This window comes from Demequina oxidasica, from assembly GCF_000975115.1.
In the GTDB taxonomy this organism is placed as follows: Bacteria; Actinomycetota; Actinomycetes; order Actinomycetales; family Demequinaceae; genus Demequina; species Demequina oxidasica.
Map to the genome: position 1 here is coordinate 1,040,820 of NZ_BBRE01000001.1, position 20,901 is coordinate 1,061,720.

Annotated in this window: 17 protein-coding genes and 1 tRNA gene; 13 read left to right on the forward strand and 5 right to left on the reverse strand. The window is 62.5% G+C overall.

Features of this window, described 5'->3' with window-relative positions; genetic code table 11:
- The first annotated feature begins 49 nt into the window (after positions 1-49).
- The 8 genes from AOP77_RS04840 (at position 50) to AOP77_RS04875 (ending at position 7,927) form a co-directional block, all read left to right on the forward strand.
- Positions 50-931 carry a diacylglycerol/lipid kinase family protein gene (locus tag AOP77_RS04840; protein WP_201774088.1) on the forward strand — a complete coding sequence of 294 codons (882 nt, stop codon included), beginning with the start codon at positions 50-52 and terminating at the stop codon, positions 929-931.
- A 65-nt stretch (positions 932-996) separates the two neighbouring features.
- Positions 997-1,070, forward strand: a tRNA-Gly gene (locus AOP77_RS04845).
- Between the two features lie 39 nt (positions 1,071-1,109).
- Positions 1,110-2,828, forward strand: coding sequence for a SulP family inorganic anion transporter (locus AOP77_RS04850; protein WP_062210049.1), 1,719 nt, complete (start codon positions 1,110-1,112; stop codon positions 2,826-2,828).
- 153 nt (positions 2,829-2,981) lie between these two features.
- Positions 2,982-3,437 (forward strand): hypothetical protein, encoded by a 456-nt coding sequence (locus AOP77_RS04855; RefSeq protein ID WP_062210052.1) that lies wholly within the window; start codon positions 2,982-2,984, stop codon positions 3,435-3,437.
- Positions 3,438-3,512: 75 nt separating this feature from the next.
- A complete protein-coding gene (locus AOP77_RS04860; RefSeq protein ID WP_152649774.1) occupies positions 3,513-5,081 on the forward strand; it encodes a hypothetical protein in 1,569 nt (522 codons plus the stop codon).
- The gene (locus tag AOP77_RS04865; RefSeq protein WP_084622314.1) at positions 5,065-5,715 is read left to right on the forward strand and encodes an ABC transporter ATP-binding protein; all 651 of its coding nucleotides are present in this window, start codon (positions 5,065-5,067) and stop codon (positions 5,713-5,715) included. Before AOP77_RS04860 ends, AOP77_RS04865 begins: the two co-directional genes overlap by 17 nt.
- Positions 5,712-6,941, forward strand: coding sequence for an ABC transporter permease (locus AOP77_RS04870; protein WP_062210057.1), 1,230 nt, complete (start codon positions 5,712-5,714; stop codon positions 6,939-6,941). The genes AOP77_RS04865 and AOP77_RS04870 overlap by 4 nt, the downstream gene beginning before the upstream one ends.
- A gap of 152 nt (positions 6,942-7,093) precedes the next feature.
- Positions 7,094-7,927 (forward strand): Cof-type HAD-IIB family hydrolase, encoded by an 834-nt coding sequence (locus AOP77_RS04875; RefSeq protein WP_236685752.1) that lies wholly within the window; start codon positions 7,094-7,096, stop codon positions 7,925-7,927.
- Between the two features lie 675 nt (positions 7,928-8,602).
- Here the strand turns inward: AOP77_RS04875 and AOP77_RS04880 are convergent.
- Complete coding sequence (locus AOP77_RS04880) at positions 8,603-10,471, reverse strand: bifunctional copper resistance protein CopD/cytochrome c oxidase assembly protein (RefSeq protein ID WP_062210060.1); 1,869 nt, start codon at positions 10,469-10,471, stop codon at positions 8,603-8,605.
- 106 nt (positions 10,472-10,577) lie between these two features.
- Between AOP77_RS04880 and AOP77_RS04885 the strand changes: the two genes are divergently transcribed.
- A complete protein-coding gene (locus AOP77_RS04885; protein WP_062210064.1) occupies positions 10,578-11,711 on the forward strand; it encodes a winged helix DNA-binding domain-containing protein in 1,134 nt (377 codons plus the stop codon).
- A 7-nt stretch (positions 11,712-11,718) separates the two neighbouring features.
- Here AOP77_RS04885 and AOP77_RS04890 read toward each other — a convergent pair whose 3' ends face one another.
- From AOP77_RS04890 to AOP77_RS04905, 4 genes are all read right to left on the reverse strand, one after another.
- On the reverse strand, positions 11,719-13,167 hold the full coding sequence (locus AOP77_RS04890) for a dihydrolipoamide acetyltransferase family protein (RefSeq protein WP_062210067.1): 1,449 nt from the start codon (positions 13,165-13,167) through the stop codon (positions 11,719-11,721).
- A gap of 10 nt (positions 13,168-13,177) precedes the next feature.
- Complete coding sequence (locus AOP77_RS04895; protein ID WP_062210069.1) at positions 13,178-14,209, reverse strand: alpha-ketoacid dehydrogenase subunit beta; 1,032 nt, start codon at positions 14,207-14,209, stop codon at positions 13,178-13,180.
- Positions 14,209-15,339: a thiamine pyrophosphate-dependent dehydrogenase E1 component subunit alpha gene (locus AOP77_RS04900; RefSeq protein WP_062210080.1), complete on the reverse strand. Its 1,131-nt coding sequence runs from the start codon at positions 15,337-15,339 to the stop codon at positions 14,209-14,211. The genes AOP77_RS04895 and AOP77_RS04900 overlap by 1 nt, the downstream gene beginning before the upstream one ends.
- 112 nt (positions 15,340-15,451) lie before the next feature.
- The gene (locus tag AOP77_RS04905; protein WP_062210083.1) at positions 15,452-16,690 is read right to left on the reverse strand and encodes a DUF6716 putative glycosyltransferase; all 1,239 of its coding nucleotides are present in this window, start codon (positions 16,688-16,690) and stop codon (positions 15,452-15,454) included.
- A gap of 123 nt (positions 16,691-16,813) precedes the next feature.
- Here AOP77_RS04905 and AOP77_RS04910 point away from each other — a divergent pair, with 123 nt between their 5' ends.
- From AOP77_RS04910 to AOP77_RS04925, 4 genes are read left to right on the forward strand one after another with little or no spacing between them, the layout of a single operon-like run.
- Positions 16,814-17,500 carry an inositol monophosphatase family protein gene (locus tag AOP77_RS04910; protein WP_062210086.1) on the forward strand — a complete coding sequence of 229 codons (687 nt, stop codon included), beginning with the start codon at positions 16,814-16,816 and terminating at the stop codon, positions 17,498-17,500.
- Positions 17,501-17,540: 40 nt separating this feature from the next.
- On the forward strand, positions 17,541-18,986 hold the full coding sequence (locus AOP77_RS04915; RefSeq protein WP_062210090.1) for an N-acetylneuraminate synthase family protein: 1,446 nt from the start codon (positions 17,541-17,543) through the stop codon (positions 18,984-18,986).
- Between the two features lie 2 nt (positions 18,987-18,988).
- Positions 18,989-20,101, forward strand: coding sequence for a hypothetical protein (locus AOP77_RS04920; RefSeq protein WP_062210093.1), 1,113 nt, complete (start codon positions 18,989-18,991; stop codon positions 20,099-20,101).
- Positions 20,102-20,144: 43 nt separating this feature from the next.
- Complete coding sequence (locus AOP77_RS04925; protein WP_160300045.1) at positions 20,145-20,900, forward strand: 3-deoxy-manno-octulosonate cytidylyltransferase; 756 nt, start codon at positions 20,145-20,147, stop codon at positions 20,898-20,900.
- Position 20,901: the final 1 nt, after the last annotated feature.

The following is a 20,901-nucleotide window of genomic DNA, read 5'->3' on the forward strand; positions in this document are numbered from 1 at the left end:
CCGGGGACCCTCGGATCGGTACGCCCCCCTCGCCGATTGGAGAATCCCTGTGACCACCATTGCTGTCATCGCTCATTCAAAGAAAACGTTTGGCGGGGGCCTTGGAGAACTACGCCGCGTGCTCCACGACGCAGGTCACCCCGAGCCACTTTGGTACGAGGTCGCCAAGAGCCGCCAGGTACCGAAGTGCGCAAAACAAGCGATGGCGGATGGCGCGGATCTCATCTTTGTGTGGGGAGGTGACGGCACCGTTCAGCGGTGTATCAACACAGTCGCGGACACCGACGCAGTCATCGCCATCTTGCCCGCGGGCACGGCAAACCTACTCGCTACGAACCTCGGCGTGCCTCAGGATGTCGCCGAGGCAGTGACCATTGGGTTGCACGGCGATCGCAGGACCTTGGACCTCGCGACGGCCAATGGTGAACACTTCGCGGTGATGGCCGGCGCTGGGCTCGACGCGCTCATGATTGACGGGGCCGATGCGGGATTGAAAGACCGCATGGGACGCGCAGCCTATCTGTGGACCGGTGCGCGCAACCTCAAGACCAGTCCCGTGAACGCCAAGGTCGAGGTGGACGGCCGCACCTTCCACAAGGGCGAGGTGACGTGCGTGCTGATGGGCAACGTCAAGGACGTCTTTGGCGACATCGAGGTGTTTGACGGCGCGCGCCCCGACGACGGTCTGCTGGAGATCGGGATCGTCACCGCACAGAGCCAAGGGGAGTGGATCCGTACCCTCGGCACCGTGGTGATGGGCAAGACTGAGAATTCCCCATTCGTGATCACGGCGCGCGGATCCAAGTTCAAGATGAAGTTCGACGCTCCCACTCCGTACGAGATTGACGGTGGCGTGCGCAAGAAGGTCAAAAAACTGAAGGTCAAGGTGCGACCCAAGGCGATCACCATCTGCGTTCCGAACGCCTCCTGACCGCGAGCGGCAAAGGCTTCCGCGTCGGCGGCTAGTATGGTGAATCCATCGAGGCAACTCGATGCGCGGGTGTAGTTCAATGGTAGAACTTCAGCTTCCCAAGCTGATAGCGCGGGTTCGATTCCCGTCACCCGCTCCAGGCTCGTAGGTAGAGGCAGTGAGGGAAGGGATCACCTCTGTGACGGAACGTTCCTCGAAGCCTTCCGCAGCATCGGCCGCCAATGCCAGCAAGAAAAGGCGCGGCAAGTTTGGACGCCCCACCCCCAAAGATGCCGTCTCCGGCCTCGTGACCGGGCTCTTCTCGATTCCCGAGGGCATGGCGTACGCGACCATCGGCGGGTTCTCGGCGCCCATGGGCCTGTGGTCCGGGATCGTGCCCACCATCGTTGGCTCGATGTTCGCGCGCACCGTGCTGATGATCACCACCTTGACCAGCGCCATCGCGCTGTCGGCCAAATCGATCCTGTCGGACGCGGGGCTCGACCCGGGCGACCTGGGGGCGGTCGCGATGCTGACCGTTCTGGTGGGCCTCGCGATGCTCGCGCTCGGGCTGCTCAAGATGGGCTCCGTCATGGCCTTCGTGTCCACGGCAGTGATGACAGGGTTCACCGCGGGGATCGCGGTGCAGATTGTCGCGGGCGTGATGAAGGACGCGACAGGGTACGACTCGGACAAGTCCAATACCGTCGCCACGCTGGTGGACTCAGTGGCGAACGTGCAGCAGTGGGACGGGTGGTCGGTGGCGGTCGCGCTCGGCACCATTGCCGTCTGGGCAGGGTTCCGGGTATTCCCCAAGCTGCGCTCCATGGCGACGCTGATCGCCCTCGTGGTGGTGACCGCCGTGGTGGCAATCGCGAAGATCGACGTCGAACTCGTGTCCGACATCGCCGAGGTCCCACGCTCGCTCCCGCCACTGACCCTGCCCGACCTGTCGACCATTCCCTCCTTGGCCGTCGGGGCCGTGGCGATCGCCCTCGTAGCGCTCGCCCAAGCCGCCGGAATCGGAGCCTCCGTCCCCAACCCGGACGGCACCCGGCCCGATGCCTCCAAGGACTTCACCGCGCAGGGCCTCGCCAACATCGGCGGCGGGTTCTTCGCAGCCCTGCCCACCGGAGGTTCGCTGTCCCGCACTGGAATAGCCACCAGCAGCGGTGCGATGACGCGCTGGGCGGGCATCTTTGCGGGGCTGTGGCTGCTCATCATTGTGCTCACCGTTGGACCCGTCGCGGGACTGATCCCCATGCCGGTGATCGGCGGACTACTGCTGGTCATTGGCGCCGAACTCGTCATGGGTCGCATCCCCGACATGAAGCTGGTGTGGCGCACGTCGGTGATGTCTAGCGCGGCGATGGTGCTGACCTTTGTTGCCACCACCGGGCTGCCGCTCCAGGTGGCGATTTTCTTTGGAGCGGGGGTGTCGATCCTGCTCTACGCCGCGCAGGCCTCCAAGCAGGGTCGAATAGTACGGCTGGTGCGCTCGGAGACGGGAGACTGGTCGATTGCCGACCTACCCACCTCCTTCCCGGAGGACCAAACCACGGTGCTGCACTACGCAGGCAGTGGCTTCTTTGCCGAGGTGAACCGCCTCGAGAGCGAGTGGCCGGCCGCCACGGCGGGACACCGGGCCGCCGTGGTCCTGTCACTGCGCGAGGGCGCGGGCATCCCGTCCGCGACCTTCCTAAAGTCCCTGGACGCGAGGCTCGAGGCCTGGCACAACGACGGTATCGAGGTGGTGCTCTGCGGCGTGTCCGACACCCTGCGGGATCACCTCGCCAAGGACGGCACGGTGGAGCGGCTCGCCGACGCCATCATCCCAACCACGCCATCCATCATCGGCAACCTGGACGCGGCATACGAGTTGGCCGAGGCACGCCGCTTGAGTGCGGACGCATCCTAATCTGCGCCACTACGGTCGCCCTTTTGCGTGCCCCCCATTTGGTTGCCCCCACAAATGGGGGCTTGCGACATTAGTCGAGTCCCGACATTCTTGCTCCGTCGCACCACTCGGGTGGCGACCCGCAAAGATGCGGATCTCAGTACGGAGGAACCCATGAAGTTCCGAAAGACAGCGGTGGCACTTGCTGCCATCGCGCTGGCGGGTGCAGGCGTCGCCGGCCCTGCGAGCGCAAGTAGCGACAGTGACAGCCGGAGCTATGGAGGCACCACCATGTCTACCTATGTCTATATAGATTCATGGTCCGGGTGGGATGGCTGTGGTTATTTCAAGACCTACGCCAAGACCAACAAGAAGGTGAGCGCACTTAAGCACTCTGTGGAATGGGACCCGATTGGCGTGGGAGCGAGTGCCAGCGTAAAGGGCGTCGGAATCAGCGTGTCGGGTAACAATGGCGGCTCTCCCACAGCCTCGTTCACGAACTACAACTCTTCGTATGCGGGCCTTACGGGAACCGCTTGTGCGTCCTGGTCCACCATCTATCTGGGCGTGTTCTCGACTGGCTCGACCAAGGTCGGCGGGGTCTATTTGACGTCCACTTCCCACGTCTAAATGCCAGCGACTATCGCAGTGGTAGCCCGGACCATGGTCCGGGCTACCACCGTTGCTCTTGCGCTCATTACAACGATGTCAATTTCCGGATGCGCCCCTCACGTGAAGGAACCCGAGTCGGCGACCCAAGAACGAGCGCGTTCGTACCTCGCCGAAGATCTTGCGAACCTCATGGACTCGAATGGCCTTGTGATTAATCCAGGCGACGGATCGCCTCGCCCTATCGATACCTATTCCTCCGCATGGCTCCTTACCATGATGGATGACCTGGGCGAAAAGCCTGCGCTGAGTGCCGCCTCTCTGAGCGAGGATGAGGCGGCTCGCATGCGCTCTCTGGCTGCAGAACTTCCACCGACCTGGCGAGCCTGGTCGTGGCTAGTCATGGCGAACCATGGATTCCCCACTTCCACAGATGCCTCGAATGCCCTCACTGGCGAGGCTTGGGAGAAGATTGTCGACGAGGACGATCGTGCGTTACGCCTGTGGGTTGAGGACTTAGCCTCACAACAAGGTGTCGCAACGATGGACGCACACGAAATTGATGCGGCGGTGCCAGACGCTTCAGCCAATTCTGAGTTAGGAGCGCCAGCAGCATGGCGACTTCACCGGGTTTGCGATCACCGTAACCTCAAATGCAAAGCGCCGGCCCTCCCGTCGGCACCGTCAAAGATCCCGGATATTGCGTCTGTGCTTGAACTCTCCGCCAGCGCTGAACTCGTACATTCTGGCGTTGAAGTCAATGGATACGATGGCCCCACCGCGGTCGAGCTCGCGGTTGCCTCCCTCAAGATGCTGCCCGACGGTAATGACATCGCTGCAGCACGACTCACCCGGATCCTTGTACTTGAAAATGCCGACACCTCGACTGCCAAGTCGTATCTGGCGCGCGCAAGCGACCGGCGCGACCCCGTCACCGGCCTATATCGACAGCACGTGGATTATCAGGGGACCGTAGCTGCGACATATGCCGCCCGAACAGCGCTGGGGCCTCGATTCGACGACCTGGTCTCGACAAGTACTAGGGACACCGTCGCAGACCTATTGGCTGCGACCGATGTGGCGCCATCTACGCGACTTCAGGCCATTGCCGTCATCACTCCATTCGGCGAATCCTCTAACCCGGCTCATCGAGCGGAGATTCGTGACGTAGCAAGGAGTCTGACAGGTCTAGACGTCCCACCAGACCGAGCTAGTTCGGTGACGGAACTGCTATTGCTGTTGCAGGACTTGGGCGAACAGCCCACCGGAGTGCACTTTTTACCCATTCCCGTCACTGATGAAACCGAAGAGACGGTCGCGCGCATTTTGCTGTGCGCGCTTTCAGGACTCATCGACAACGCGGAGGAAATCCTGGAATACTACGCGGATTACCTCCATGAATTGCCGGAAAGACTCGACTCCAATGAGCCCAGTTCCTCTACATTTATCGCAGAATTAACCTTGCTCGACTTTCTCGAAATAGGTGACAATCCTGACTTGCACTCCAGACTGCTGAATCGAGTCGAATCCCGCATCGGCTGCCCAGAGACACCACACCTCGCATCGCGTGGCATCTCGGGAGCTCAAGGCTACGACGTACTGCTTACCGCACAACTCGTGAACACACAGATCGGAATGGAGGCAATCGGTGACCACACTGATTGAGCTGGAGCGGATCACAAAGACCTACTCCAGCGAGAAGTCGACTACTCAAGCGCTTGGAGAAATAAGCCTTCGCGTAGCAACGTCCGAGGTAGTAGTGCTTATGGGACCCTCTGGGGCAGGGAAGAGCACTCTGCTGGGAATTGCGTCGCTCATGATTCGCCCCACCTCCGGCAAAGTGACCATTCTGGGCCGCGACGTAGCCCAGCTCGGTGAGTCAGGTCGCGATCGTGTTCGAGGTGAATCGTTCGGCTTGATTCCGCAGTCACCGCGATTATTCGCGGATCTCACTGCGGTTCAAAATGTCGAGGTGGCTTCCCTCAACGTGTCACGAGCAAATGCACGCGAGGCAGTGGAGCGCGTGGGTCTTGAACATCGAGTAGATCACCGAGCCGGTTTACTCTCAGGTGGAGAACAGCAACGCCTGTCGCTCGCGCGCGCACTCGTAAACCGCCCATCAGTCATTGTTGCCGACGAGCCGACCTCCGGTCTCGATGACCACAACGCAGTTCAACTTTGCACCCTGCTACGCGAACTCGCCGACGACGGCGCAGCGGTCGTCATTGCCACTCACGACGCACGAGTGCTTCCATACGTCACGCGTCAAATCGACATCATCTCTGCAGGTGCCCGTTGAGATCACTTACTCTTGCCCGCTACCTCACCCGCCCTCATCTCAGGCGGTATCGAACGGCGCTCGCCATCACGGCAATCACTCTCGGTTTAGTCGCGTACGCGCTAGTAGCCATCGCCGACCAATCCGCGAACGCAGCAAACCGTGCAGACGGCCTCGCGTCTCCCGCGCTTAGAACAATCGAGATCGAGAGTTTCGGCGCAAACGATGACCCTCGTCCACTCACCATCTCAGAGGTCGAGTCCCTCTCGCACAAGGAGGGCGTCACCGGGTCCGCCGTATTCGACGTGGTTCAGGTGGCTCCGATATCCCCCAACCCCGAGGGTGTGTTCGACACGATTGTTGTTGGCGTGGCACCCCGATACCTCCCGATTCAACCTCCGCTTAAGTCGGGCAAGGAACCAGCCGGGCCGCAGGAAGTTGTGCTCCCCGTCGCTCTCGCGGAGAGTGCGGGGCTCGGGGTGGGAGACACGCTCACGGTGGAGCACATTGTCGTGTCAGACTCGGGGGATCGAGAAGGAGTCGATCTAGAGTTGGCCGTCGTAGGGCTCTTTGACGACCAGGTCAAGGGTTTGGATGATGCCCTCACCATCTACTCAACGACCGACACCGTAGTGGGGCTCCTTGCTGACGAATCGGGAAAGCCAGCCTCCTGGGTCGAGGAACGCCATGTATTTCCTCGCGCCTTCCTTACCGTCGAAGAACTCAAGGACGTGGATGGCACTGTTGGCGCATTGCGCACGGAAGGATTTGGTGCGACGAGCGTCACGACTTTGCTTGCTGGCGCTTCACCTACGTTGCGATTCCTTGACGCACTCGCTCCAGTGGTGTGGGTGATTGCGGGGGCAATGACCGTCGCCCTTGCCTGGTCCATCGCAACCTCGATCATGACTTCGCGTCGCCCTGAGGTAGGGGCCCTGCGCGCCATCGGGTGGCGCCGGGCTGAAGTGCGCTCCTCATTTGCAATGCAAATGGCAACGTTGGGGTTAATGGTGGGAGTGACGGCCGCGGCGCTTTTCTTGGTACTCGCGGCTGTGCTTGCCGTACTCTCCGGGATTCAGGAAGGAGGTCTTCTCGCATGGGCGCCAGGCCCATCGGCCGCTTGGGCAATCTCCGCGCTATCCCTACCGCTGCTCGCCAGTGTGGCCTTCGCGCTAGCCTCCCTGCCTATCGTCGAACGCCTCGCGAGAATGCCCGCAGACGCCGTCCTGCGGGACACACGCGAATAGGGACTTTTCGCTACGGATCCCGGGTGTGGCGCGAGAGCTAAGGCACCTCGCTCGCGCCCTCCGCGCAGCGATTGCGCGGTGACGGTGTCGTAGGCTGGCACCGTCGCGCCTTCGCGTCCCCACCCGTAGTCAATCTTTTGGAGAGCGCCGCCGTGAGCGACACCACCCCAGACATTCGCCTGATCGCCGTCGACATGGACGGCACCTTCCTGGACGCCGACCACAACCTGCCCCACAATTTTGATGCGTTCCTGGACGCACTGGGCGAGCGTGGCATTACTTTCTGCCCTGCGAGCGGACGCCAGTACTACTCGCTCTTTGAGCAGATGGGCGAGCGTGCCGGCGGTCTCGACTTCATTGCGGAGAACGGCGCCTACGTTCTGCAGGGCACCGAAGAGGTCAGTTCCACACTGATGAACGATGCGCTGGTCAAGCGCGTCGTGACCCGCCTAAGGGAGTACTCATCAGGCGGCGGGGACATCGGCGTGGTGGTGTGCGGCAAGAAGTCCGCTTACGTCGAGCGCACCGATCAGGCGTTCCTCACAGAGACCTCGCGTTACTACGCCAGCCTCGCGACCATCGACAACCTGCTCGACTGGCCCACTGACGGCATCCTGAAGATCGCGGTCTACGACTTCAACGGCTCCGAGCACGGCGTCGCGCCCGTGCTGGCGGAGTTCGAGGACGCGGGCGAGGGCCGAGTGGCCGTGTCCGGCAAGCACTGGGTGGACCTGATGGGGCTCACCACCAACAAGGGCGGGGCGCTACGCGCGCTCCAGGATGCCCTCGGCGTCACTGCGGCCCAGACTATGGCGTTCGGCGACTATCTCAACGACCTCGAACTCCTCGATGCCGCCGAGTGGTCCTACGCGATGGCGAACGCACACCCGCAAGTCAAGGAGCGAGCCCGCTTCTCAGCGCCGTCCAACACCGAGAACGGCGTGGTCACCACCGTGTCACGCGTCCTGGGGCTCGGCCTTCACTAGCCTTCGCGGGCCCCGACGCCAGGATTGTTTGGGCGTGTCCTGACCGGATTCGCTGTGGGCAGCAATTACCGTATTGCCAGCGGACGATGCGGGCTGAGACTCCCGTCTGCGTCGCCGCTGGCAAGGCGAAGGCCCCCCGAAGTAAGCGTTCGGGGGGCCTTGCCATGACCTCAAGTTCTCGGGGGGACACGGCGTACCGCGTGCCTCCCGACGGCCGCGATTGACGATGCGGCGACACGTCTCTAAGGACGTGACCTCTCGGTCGACTCTCCGGGCCGCCAGTCCCTGCGCCGTCACGCACAGTTCTCAGTAGCGCCGAGTTGCAGTTGCAACCCGGGCCCCTTGACGTGGACTGTCGTTGTCCGAAGTGTCCGGAACTAGCCTCGACTGCGAACCCTGATCCTGAGGCCGGGCCTCCAGCTTCCTGGGGATCCGGCAGTGATACTTGGGCCATCTGAGCCGGTTTCCCGGTTCAACTCGAGCGGTCTAAGCGCCTTCCGATGCCCCTATTCGTACTCGCCTGTGGCGCCTCGCGCAAGGTGAATGCGCCACTATTTTTCCTCCACCTTTTACCCACACGGTTTTCCACACCTGGGGAGCGCGTGTCACTGGTTGTTCACAGTCCTGTGGATGAAATCTGTGGATAACCCGTGCGACCCGCGCAGGGAAACTCGGCTACTCGCCGCGCTGCCCGTCCTGGTCCGCGACCTGGGCCAGCATGGCGTTGTACTTCTTGAGCTCCGCGTCGTCGTCGCGGTCAGCCTGACGGTCCTTGCGCTTGCCTTCGCGGGCGTCTGCCGCCCGCCACGCGACCACCACCCCGATCGCCAGGAGCACAGTCGGTAACTCGCCGATTCCCCACGCGAGCTGGCCGCCGTACTGCTGGTCGGTAATCGCGTCGGGCCCCCATGCGCGGCCCATCAGACCAAACCACGTGGGCGCGAGCAGCACCTGCGAGGCCATGAGGGTCACACCAAAGAACGCGTGAAAGCCCATCGTGGCAAATAGCAGGACAATTCGCAGTGGATAACGCGGGCGCTTGGGTCCGGGATCGATGCCCACCAGCGCGTTGGCAAACAGGTATCCCACCAGCGTGAAGTGGAGCACCATCCACAGGTGACCGGCATGGTTGCGCAGCGCGAACTCGAACACCGGAGAGTAGTAGAACGCGATGAGTGACCCGGCGAAATTGATTGCAGCCACGATGGGGTTCGCGAAGAACTTCATGATGCGCGACTCGACGATGACCCGGATCCACTCGCGTGGTCCCCGTGACCTGTCAGCCCGCGGCGGGAGCGCCCGCAGCGCAAGCGTCACCGGGGCGCCGAGCGCGAGGGGAATCGGCGCCGCCATGACGAGCATCATGTGCTGCACCATGTGACCGCTGAAGGTCACCGCGCCGTAGATCGCGGGACCGCTCTGCGTGATCCAGATCATGGCGACGATCCCGAAGATGAACGAGAAGCTGCGGTACCAGGGCCAACTGTCGCCACGGCGATGCAGGCGGCGGGCCCAGATTAGGTAGACCACGCCGAGCGCAACAAGTACGTAAGCACTGATGATCTCGAATCGCCACTGCGCGAACCAGGTGAGGAAGGTGGGGGCAGGCGGCAGGTCGTACCCGGTAAGGAAGTACGCGGGGGTGGGGGCGTCGATCGGCGTCAGGTCCGCTGGAGGGGCGGTGCCGGACAGCACGGCGGCAACCGTCACCACGCCCACGAGCGCCCATACGTCCACTGCCATGACCCTCCAAAAGCGGCGCTGGACGTGGTCGTTGCTCAACCGCGGCATTGTCCGCCTTCTGTGCCACGCCGCGAGCGCTACGACCACGGCCATCAGCGCGAGCTTCAGCAGCAGGATGCGACCGTAGTTGGATGCGAACAGGTCCATCGGGTCGTTGAACCGGAGCCACGCGTTACCCACGCCGGACACCGTGACCAGAATCGCTGCCCACAACGCAATACGTGACATGCGAAAGACTGCGTCCTTGGTGGAGGCGCCGAGTTGGCGACGGCCAAGAACGACCGCAGTGATGACGCCGATCCAGACCGCGGATCCCGCAATGTGCAGGAACATCGAACTCACGGCTAGGTGGTGGTCCACTGCACCCGCCGCGTGGCCGGTCTGCGCCTGCCAGCCGAGCGCCCACACCACGGGCACCAAAGCCCAGGCGGCTGCGGACGGTGTGCGTACGAATCCCACCACAATGGAGGCCACGATGGCCGCGAGCGCCATCTGCAGGAACGCCTTGCCGAGGTCGATGGTGGTCGAGAAGGACCACACCTCTTGAATGAACCCGGCGCCATACGAGGCGGTCTGTCCCGTGCCGGTACGCGGCACAATCTGGGCGTACGAGGCCACGAGATACGTGACCGCGCTCACGGCCCAGATCGCAGAGGCGACTCGCGCCACGAGCCCCATCCGATCCACGGCACGGTGGCCGCGCGGCAGTAGAGCCATGATCACGAGCAGGGCTCCCACGGTGACACCCAAAGAAATGTCCCGAATACCCGCCGATGCGAAGACGAGGGTACTGATCGACATGGGCTAAGCCTACGTCCGCGGAGGGGGCTTCCTGAGCAGTGCTTCCTCGCCCTGGGCTGGCGCCTCGCACCGGGTGGGAGTCGGCCCGGGTCGCTAGGTTGGAGGGATGACTCTCGCCTCCAACCAGGTGCTCGCGGCTCGCATGCGCGCACTACTGCTCGACGGCATCGGCAAGGCCGCCGATGCCGCAACCGGGCCCGAGCGCACCGTCGCCGGGATAGTCGAATGGTTTGGTGCGATGCAGGCTCAAGACTTGGCGAGCGGGCTGTGGTCCTTTGGGATGCGGATTCCAGGAGCAACCGAGTCAGACATCACCGACGCACTCGAGCGCAAGGAGGCGCTACGGACGTGGCCCATGCGCGGCACGGTGCACTTTGTGCCGTCCCGCGACGCGAAGTGGATGGTGAAGTTGATGGGCGCGAAGCCGCTCGCGGGCGCGGCCAAGCGTCGCGAGTACCTAGGAATTACTGAGGACACAGTGGAGCGCGCCGTCGACACCCTGCGGGATGCGCTCGCCGGCGGCAAGCGGCTGACGCGGGCCGAGTGCATCCAGGCGCTGAACGAGGCTGGCATCTCTAGCGCTGGCCAGGCCGGCTACCACCTGCTCTGGTATGTGAGTCAGGTGGGGGTGACCTGCATCGCGCCGCACGTGGGCAAGGAGCAGACCTTTGTGCTGCTGGACGAGTTTGTGCCGGATCCGCACACTCCGGAGCGCGACGAGGCGCTTGGCATCGTGGCGTTGCGCTACGTGCGCAGCCACGGCCCGGTCACGGTCAGGGAAATGGCACGGTGGACTGGCATGGGAGTGCGAGACTGCCGCACGGCGGTGGCAGCGGCCGGTGACGCAATCGTGGAGGTGGAGACTGAGGACGGGCCGATGCTCGCCACCCCCGAGGCGCTTGACGCCCCCTGCTACACGGCGAAGGGGTTCCTCACCCCGCCCGGTTTCGACGAATACATGCTGGGCTATGGCGACCGCTCGGCCATGTTGGATCCCGAAGGGGCCCAGGAGGTCGTGCCCGGAAATAACGGTGTCTTCCGCGCGACGCTGGTGCGCGGCGGGCGGGTGGTGGGTACCTGGAAGCGGACAATGCGCGCCAAGTCCTGCGTGGTCGAAGCGGCCCCTCTTGGGACCGCTGAAGGAAAGGGGCTCACCAAGCAGGACCGGGCAAAGTTCGAGGGGGCCTTCGCGCCCTATGGGACTTTCGTCGGCATGCCCATCGAGGTCCGGTGGGTGTGACCTCGTCCTAAGACCAGACGAGTCCCTGCGACGGGTCGTTCATCACTCGGCCCACGTCGTACAGCAGCCGCGCACCGAGTTCACCGTCCACCAGGCGGTGGTCAAAACTAAGCGCGAGCTGCGTAACCCAGCGAATCTGAATCTCGCCGTCGTGGACCCATGGCTGTTGACGGACCGCGCCAAAGGCGAGGATCGCGGCCTCGCCAGGATTCAGGATGGGAGTTCCGGTGTCGATGCCGAGCGCACCCACGTTGGTGATGGTGATGGTGCCGTCCGCCATCGCGGCTGGCTGCACGCGGCCAGCGCGTGCCTCCGCCGTGAGGTCCTGTAGTTCAACGGCGAGATCATGAAGCGACAGGCGGTGCGCGTCCTTGATGTTGGGCACCACCAGGCCTCGCGGAGTCGACGCCGCGATGCCGAGGTTCACATAGTGCTTGTAGACAATCTCCTGGGCGGCCTCGTCCCACGAGGCGTTGACCTCAGGGTGGCGGCGGACCGCGAGCAGCAAGGCCTTGACGACCAGCAACAGTGGGGTGACCCGCACGTCTTCAAAGTCTTTGTCCTTCTTAAGCTTCGCCACCAGATTCATGGTCTCGGTCACATCGACCGTGAGGAACTCGGTGACGTGGGGGGCGGTGAAGGCGGAGACAACCATTGCCTCTGCAGTGCGCTTGCGCACCGACTTCACCGGCACCCGAGTAGTGCGGCCGTTGGGAGACACCTTGCCGGACTCGAGCCACGGCTGGTCGTCACCCGGGTACGTCGCGAGCGACTTGGCGGAACGAGCCTTGGACTGCTGCTCGACGTCGCCGCGGGTCACGATGCCGCCGGGACCCGAGGGGGTGATGGTGGTGATGTCGATGCCGAGTTCGCGGGCGAGCTTGCGCACCGGAGGCTTGGCCTTCACGGGGTAATCACCCTCGCCCTCGCCGCCAATGGGTTCGAGGGAGCCCTCCTTGCGGGGGCGGCGGGTCGCGGAACCGGCCTTGACGCCGTAGCCCACGAGCACCGCGCCGGACTCACCTTCCTGAGTCTCGGGCGCCGCCGCCTGGGCGGGGGCGGACTCAGCCACAGCATCGTCCGCCTGTCCCGTAGTGAGGGATGATTCGTCGCTTTCTCCTTCAGGAGCGGACTGTTCCGCCGATGCGGGGGCGCCCGGGTCGGCAGAGGTCGCGGAGGATTCGGTTGCCTGGGGCGCGGGCTCGCCGCTAGGGTCAACGTCGATCTCGACAATCGCCACGCCCACTTCGACCGTGTCGCCCTCGGAGGCGAGCAACTTGGTGACCACGCCATCGAATGGGCAGGGGAGTTCCACGAGGGACTTCGCGGTCTCGATCTCGACGAGCGGCTGATTGATCTCGACGGTGTCTCCGACGGCGACGCGCCACGTGACGATGTCGGCCTCGGTCAGGCCTTCGCCAGCATCGGGCATTTTGAATTGCTCAAAGGTAGGCATCCGTGTCTCCTTAGTGCTTCATCACGCGGTCAACAGCGTCGAGCACGCGGTCGAGGTTCGGCAGGTACTCGTGCTCGAACGTAGCCCCAGGGTAGGGGGTGTGGAAGCCTCCCACGCGGAGGACGGGGGCGTGGAGGTGGAAGAAAGCCTGCTCGGTGACACGCGCGGAGACCTCGGCGGCCACTCCAAAGGTGGTCACAGCCTCGTGAGTCACGACCACGCGACCGGTCTTCTTGGCGGACTTGACGACCGCGTCGGAGTCGAGCGGGGAGATCGAGCGCAGGTCGATGACCTCGACACTGGTGCCCGCCTGGGCGGCGAGCTCGGCAGACTGCAGCGCGAGCCGGACGGTGGGGCCATAAGCGACGAGTGTCACGTCAGTACCCTCGCGGGCCACCCGGGAACCGCTGATGCCAATGGTGGCCGCGGCATCGGACAGCCGGGTTTCGACTGTCCCGGTGTTGACCTCACCCTTGTCCCAGTAGCGGGCCTTGGGTTCGAAGAACATGACGGGGTCCGGGGCGGCGATGGCCTGCTGGATGCCGTCGTAGGCGTCCTGCGGGGTGGCCGGGGAGAAGATGCGCAGGCCCGGAGTGTGCGCAAACAGCGCCTCGGGGCTCTCGCTGTGATGCTCGATCGCGCCGATGCCGCCCGCGTATGGCACACGGATGACAAGGGGCAGCGTGATGTTGCCCTGCGAGCGGTAATGCATCTTGGCGAGCTGCGTGGTGATCTGGTTGTACGCGGGGAAGATGAAGCCCTCGAATTGGATTTCACACACCGAGCGGTAGCCGCGCATGCCGAGGCCGATGGCTGTGCCGACGATGCCCGACTCGGCCAGCGGGGTGTCGATGACGCGATCGTCGCCAAAGTCCTTGTGCAGACCGTCGGTCACGCGGAATACGCCTCCGAGCGCGCCTATGTCTTCGCCCATCAGCAGCACCTTGGGGTCGCGCTCCATTGCCGCGCGCAGGCCGGCGTTGATGGCGCCGGCCATGGTCATGGTGGTGGTGCCCGTTGCGTTGATTAATGCGTCGCTCATCAGTTACTCGCCTCCACGTCCGCAAAGGACTGCTCATAACGTTCGAACCAGGCTCGTTCTGCTTGGACCGTCGAGTGTGGCTCCGCGTAGACGTGGTCGAACATCTCGAGCGTGGCGGGCTTTGACCAGCCGCGCACACTCTCGCGGGTGCGGGCGCCGAGCGCCTTTCCTTCCGCCGCGACAGCCTCGCGGAACTCGTCGGGCAGTTCGTCGGCGCCTTCCAGGTACGTGGTGAGGCGGTCGATTGGGTCCCGCTCGCTCCAGTACTCCTCGTCGGCCTTGGTCCGGTAACGAGTGGGGTCATCCGAGGTGGTGTGGGCACCCATGCGGTAGGTCAGCGCCTCGATAAACACAGGGCCATTGCCACTGCGCGCGTGCTCGAGCGCCCACTGGGTGACGGCGTGACAAGCAATGACGTCGTTGCCGTCCACGCGGATTGAAGGCATGCCCCAGCCTTTAGCGCGGTCCGCCAGCGGGATGTTGGTCTGGCGCGTCACTGACTCGGAAATCGCAAACTGGTTGTTCTGGCAGAAGAAGACGACGGGCGCCTTGTTCACCGACGCGAAGGTCATCGACTCAGCAATGTCGCCCTGCGAGGTGGCGCCGTCTCCGAAGTAGCAGACCACGGCACCGTCCTTGTCCGCGTCGCCACTCGCGACCAGACCGTCGCGGTCCATGCCCATGGCGTAGCCCGTGGCGTGGAGCGCGTGGGCGCCGATCACCAGCGTGTAGAGGTGGAAGCCGTGCTCCGCGGGGACCCACGAGCCGTGCTCGAGGCCGCGGAAGATGCGCAGGATGCTGGGTAAGTCCACACCACGGGTCATGGCTACGCCGTGCTCGCGGTAGCTGGGGAAGACAAAGTCGGGATCACGCAACGCGTGGCCAGAGCCAATCTGCGCGGCCTCCTGCCCATAGGACTGCACCCATAAACCGAGCTCCCCTTGGCGCTGGAGGCTCATGGCCTCCATGTCCCACGCACGCAGCACGGACATGTCGTGCCAGAACTCGCGCAGCTTCTCAGGCGTGAGGTGCGCCGCATAGGGCGAGAATGTCTGGTCTTGGAGTACCTCGCCCTGGTGGTTCAACAGGCGGACGAGGCCGTCTTCGGAAAGCGGGCCTAGATTCTCCACTTATTTCTCCCTTGCGCGCCGTGCGGTGCATTTGTCCGGCGGGAGGCAGCGTTTGTGCCCGGTCCCGCTAACTTACGCAAGCGTAGGCTACGGAACCGTAGGTTGGCAAGAGTTACGCGCCTCGGTCGCCCTCAGCTGACCGCTTGGCCATGCGCCTCGACACCAGGCGCACCGCACGGCGACGCCATTTGAGTGCCGCCGCGGCAAAGGCCATCGATAGGCGGACGGGCTTAGAGTCTGCGCTTCCGAGGGCAACAGCACGTTGCCGCAACCGCGCCGTGCGGGTGTAGCTCGGAATGCTCGCGCCTTCGAGAATGGTGCGGCGACTGGATGCCGCGCGCTCGCGCACCACGTCGAACCAGTCGTTGTCCACCTCAGGATGGAAGTAGTTATCCGCGGACCACTCTGGGTGGGGGAGGCGAAACTCAAGCCGCGCGAGGTTGTCCAATGTCCCGGTCATGCCACTGTCAGCGAATACTTCATTGATATTCGCCGCATCCACGCCAAAATCGGTCAGCATCAAGGCCGGGACACCGACCGCGACCGCTTCAATGGCGCCAGTAGAGCTCACCGTGAGAAACCCGCGGCACGATGAAAGGTGGGTCGCGAGCGAGCCGCGCTCGAAGGACACGTTGGGAGGCAGTTCAACCGGGGTGGTTTGAGCGAGGTCTTGGAACGCATTCACTTCAGCGTGTGTCTGCGCCTCACCAAGATTCCCGCGTAGCTTGATGACGAAAGAAACTGACGGGTGGCTTCTCGCGGCGAGTGCGATGCCCCGAAGTAGTTCGACGCGCTCGACCTTGGTGCGCGGGACGAGTGCCTGCGGAGCAAAGATCACCGAACCCTCCGGGTCCGCTCCATGCACCTCAAGTGGTCGATCCAGTGACGCGAGCCCCACATCAATTCCCGCTCCGGGTCCGACCAAGTCCTTCAGCGCAGCGCGTTCGCGCTTGCTGTGAACTACATAGACATCCGCGTGGGCGCGCCACTGCACTCCGAGTTGCGTGGGTGGGTACCAGATACCCGGGATCCCAACCACAATGACGGGCGGTTTGACGAGCCCCTCAAGTGCACGTCGGCACAGCAGATCAATCAACGGGCCGCGGCAAGCGAGCAATACTGCGTCGTATTTGCCTGCCCTCATCTGTCTGACCACGTGCCGTGCTGAAACGGAAGGAGGCGTGGGCCAACGCCCATTCACGGCTTCCTTTACCTGGAGCTCGCTGGGAGTCACGGCGTTCTCTACAACCACCACGCGGGCGTCGACGTCTCGCGGCAAGTCAACGGCGCGGGAGACAGCCCACTTCAAGTAGGAATCAGAGTCGGCGACTATGAGGAGGCGCAGGGGCATTGTGATCCTTTAGGTTCTTAGCAAAGTCGCATGATGCGGTCACGTCGGGGAGTCAATGTGGTCACGTACACGCATGAAGCCACGTGCTAGCCTAGCGAAACCGAACCGCCTAGGAGCCCGGCCGTGCAACACGCAAACACCGTCCTTGAGGGTGTTGCCGACCTCGTACATCACGCACTCCCTGAGATAGAGCGCCGTCGCTACTCAGTCCATCTGAAGGCCGACAACACTCCGGTCACAGAGGCTGACGTCTACCTCGAAACGCGCATCGAGGATTTCCTTCGCGCGCAACTGGGCGAGGTGGATTTTGTGGGCGAGGAGTCGTACCGAGAGCGTCGTCAGGACGACTCGGGGTGGCGTGCGGTACTGGATCCGATTGACGGCACCGAGAACTTTACTTCGGGTCTCAAAGAGTGGGGCGTGTCGCTCACACTGTGGCGCGACGGCGCACACGAGGCAAGCATGCTGCTGCTGCCGGAGCTGGGCGAACGCCTCATCACCGGCGACAGCATTGAGAAGAAGAACTCCCGTATCGTGGGGTTTTCCTCGGGCATGGGCGACGCACTTGTACGCCGATTGTCCGAAGCGGGGCAAGCCCGCATTACGGGGTGCGCCGTATACAATCTTTTTAACGTAATCACAGGCTCTTTCGCGCAATTTATCAACCCGATTGGCGCCTACTCATGGGATTTACTGGCCGGCTTGTCGCTGGCACTCGAACACGGATGTGAGGTCTCACTCGATGGACAGCCCTATCACGGCGAATATCTCGAACCTGGTCGCAAGTACTGCATCAGCGTACGAAACTGACCGGATTGTAGTCCTGGGCAAGGGGCCCTCCGCTGACAAAGTGGATCACGCCATCTTCGATGGGGCAGTCGTCATTGGCATTAATGACGCGGAACGTATCACGCCGGCCGATATCACCCTCTTCCACGAGGAATGGGTAGGGGAGTCTGTTGCTGAGGCGGGTCTCCGGTCAAAGGCATACATCACGTCAACCAACTTTGAAGCCCCCGGGCATACTGTTTTGCATCTCCCATACGAGCCCCTGTCCAATGACACAGCGGACATCATGATGGCTCGATTCCAGGATCGCGACAACCTCGCCATCGAGGAGGTCATGCTGCTGACCGCTCTCGAGATCGCGCGCTTGATCGCCGATGAGCGTGGGCGGGAGCAGAAGGTCTACATGGTCGGTTTCGACTTTGCGCCTGATCTTGGCTACTCGCGTGCCGCCGCAACCGGACACAGCCCCGACCTCAGCAACAACCGGAAGCTTGGCGTAGAGATCCAAGCTGACGTCCTGCGAAACGCCCTCTACACACTGCGGGACACCAATCTCTCGATTGTTCACGTAGGTGAGCACGAACTCTCACAGGCAACGCCCGATGAAGTCAATATCAAGTTTGCTCCGCAGGCGGCCTCGCCGGTAGCGGAGAGCCCCGAGGTTCCGGTGGTGGAGATCACAGCGGAGATCACCACCAACCACTTCGGCGACCGCGAACGGCTAGAGAAGCTGGTCCGCGCCGCTCACGAAGCCGGAGCCGACTGGGTCAAGGTTCAGAAGCGTGATGTGAACTCCTTCTACTCCGCGAAGCAGCTCGCAGCTCCCTATGTCTCCCCCTTCGGCACCACGTTCGGCGAGTACCGCCACGCACTCGAGTTGGATCGCGACGACTTCGCCTACATGGATGATCTTTGCAGTTCGCTCGGCATAAGGTGGTTCGCTTCGGTGCTGGATCAGCCGTCGTTCGAGTTCATGGTCGAGATGGGCGCGCCATTGCTCAAGCTCCCCAGCACTATCTCCGAACACAAGGACTACCTGCGCCACGTCGCGGAGACCTACAGCGGCCCGCTCGTGCTGTCCACCGGCATGACAGACCAGGCTTACGAGGATTGGGTATTAGAGACCTTCGGGAATCAGGAGAAGCTCTACCTCCTACACTGCAACTCGGCATACCCGACGCCAGACGAGCACTGCAACATCGGGGTGGTGCGTCACTACAGCGAACTCGCCAAGCGGCACCCAAACATCGTGCCGGGATACTCAAGTCACGACCACGGCTGGATGGCCTCGGCCCTCGCGGTCGGTGCGGGCGCCGGAATGGTAGAGAAGCACGTGAAGCTCGGAAACACGGAGTGGGCGCACTTTGACGCCGTCGCTGTTGACCTCACGACGCCAGCTTTCAAGGACTACGTTGACCACGTACGGGCCGCGCAGGTCTTTGTTGGTTCGTCCACCAAGCGGGTCACCGCGAGCGAGCACCACAAGTACACAGTCAAGGCCTCGTAAACATGGGCGCGGAAGCCGACGACCTCGTAGTGGCGGACGAGTCTGGCACTCACAGGAGTTTCTCTGAGGCCTTTGTCGCAAATCGTCGCGCATTTCAAGCCGACCCCTCGGACGCCTCGCTCGCGTTCCGTGCGGGAATCAACGCGGAGCGCGCCCACAACTACATGGGTGCCGCTCTCGCATATGAGGAGGCACTGGCAGTACCCGGTGCACCACCAAAGTACTGGTACTTTCTAGGGCGAGCACGAGAACAATTGAATGACCCGTATCGCGCTGGATCTGCGTATCGCAAGTACGCGAACCTTGCTGCTCGCAAAGGTCGGCCCTACTTTCAACATGACGGTGGACTATTACATTACGAGAAGGCCTTGCGATTCGGCGCAGGGGCCTATCCAGCGTATGGACATGTCGTTCTCCACGCCGCACTTCTCGCAGCCAAGTTGGGGCACCCAAAGATCAGGGTCGCGGAGCTCGGCGTAGCAAACGGCAGAGGCCTCATCGCGCTTGAAAAACACGCTCGCGCCGCTAAGGAACTTACGGGTGTTGATGTGGCCGTTTTTGGTTTCGACACCGGTGAAGGACTTCCGCCATCGGAGAATCCTCGCGACATCCCGTATTACTTTGCCTCCGGTGACTATGGCATGGACGAGGATGCGCTTCGAGAGCGCATGACAACCGCTCAACTGATCCTAGGTGACGCCGCCGACACCTTTGGCGAATGGGCCGCTGCCGACGCCTCGCCCGTCGGTGCTATTCTTTTTGACATGGATCTGTACACATCCACGGCAGCAGTATTGCGCCTGATGGGTGATGTATTGGACGACTCTCAGATATTGCCCCGGGTCGCAATGTATTTTGATGATCTCGTTCCTAAGAAAGACACTGAACGACTCAAGGACTATACGGAGTTTGCGGGAGAATCCCTCGCAATCAACGAGTTCAACGCTGCGAACAGCGATATCAAAATTGGTCGTGACACCTTTTTCTCGTCTATCCCCGATGGACAGCCGTGGCACGAATGCATGTTTATGATGCATCGCTTCAATCACCCTCAATATAAAGGGCCCGTCCGCGAGCCCCAGCCCGCTGTGCGGCAACTAAGCCCAAATCGCTAGCGGAGTTACCCACCGCCGAGCGCCCCACGTCTGGAGAGATGCTTTGACTGAGTACGACGAACTAGTCGTGATTCCTGCCCGCTACCGTTCAACTCGTTTGCCGGGCAAACCTCTGGTAGATATTGCCGGCAAGCCAATGATCGTTCGCACCGCCGAACAGTGCTTGAAGGTGATGCCTCGGGAACAGGTTGTCGTCGCCACTGACGATGAACGCATTGCTGAAGTGTGCGAGAAGAGCCGCCTACGAGTCGAAATGACGAACCCGGACCATCCAACCGGGGGTGACCGCGTTGCAGAGGTTGCCTCAAGAATTTCAGCGAAGACGTACATCAACGTTCAAGGCGACGAACCTATTTTCAATCCGCAAGACATTGTGGATATTGCGAACGCGTCCCGAGCGGACCGAACCAAGACGATCATCGGTTATTGCGATATGACTGAAGAACAGTGGTTGGATTCCAAGTACCTAAAGCTGATCTTTGGTCTGAATAACCAGCTGATCTACATTGGGCGAGCACCAGTACCCGGTTCTCATTCAGGGAAGTTTACAGTGGGGTTTAGGCAGGTTTGCGTGTACGCGTATCCCGGTAGTGCGCTCGCCGAATTCACTGCGACGGGAAAGCGCACTCCGCTGGAGAGTATCGAGGACCATGAGGTCATGCGCTTTCTTGAACTCGGGATGCCAGTCCACGTACTTCGGTTGTCCGATGACTCGCAGCCTGTGGACAGGCCGGACGACGTCCTCATCGTGGAACGCCGACTTAGAGAGTTAGAAGAAGCCGGCCTCACGGAGAAGTGAC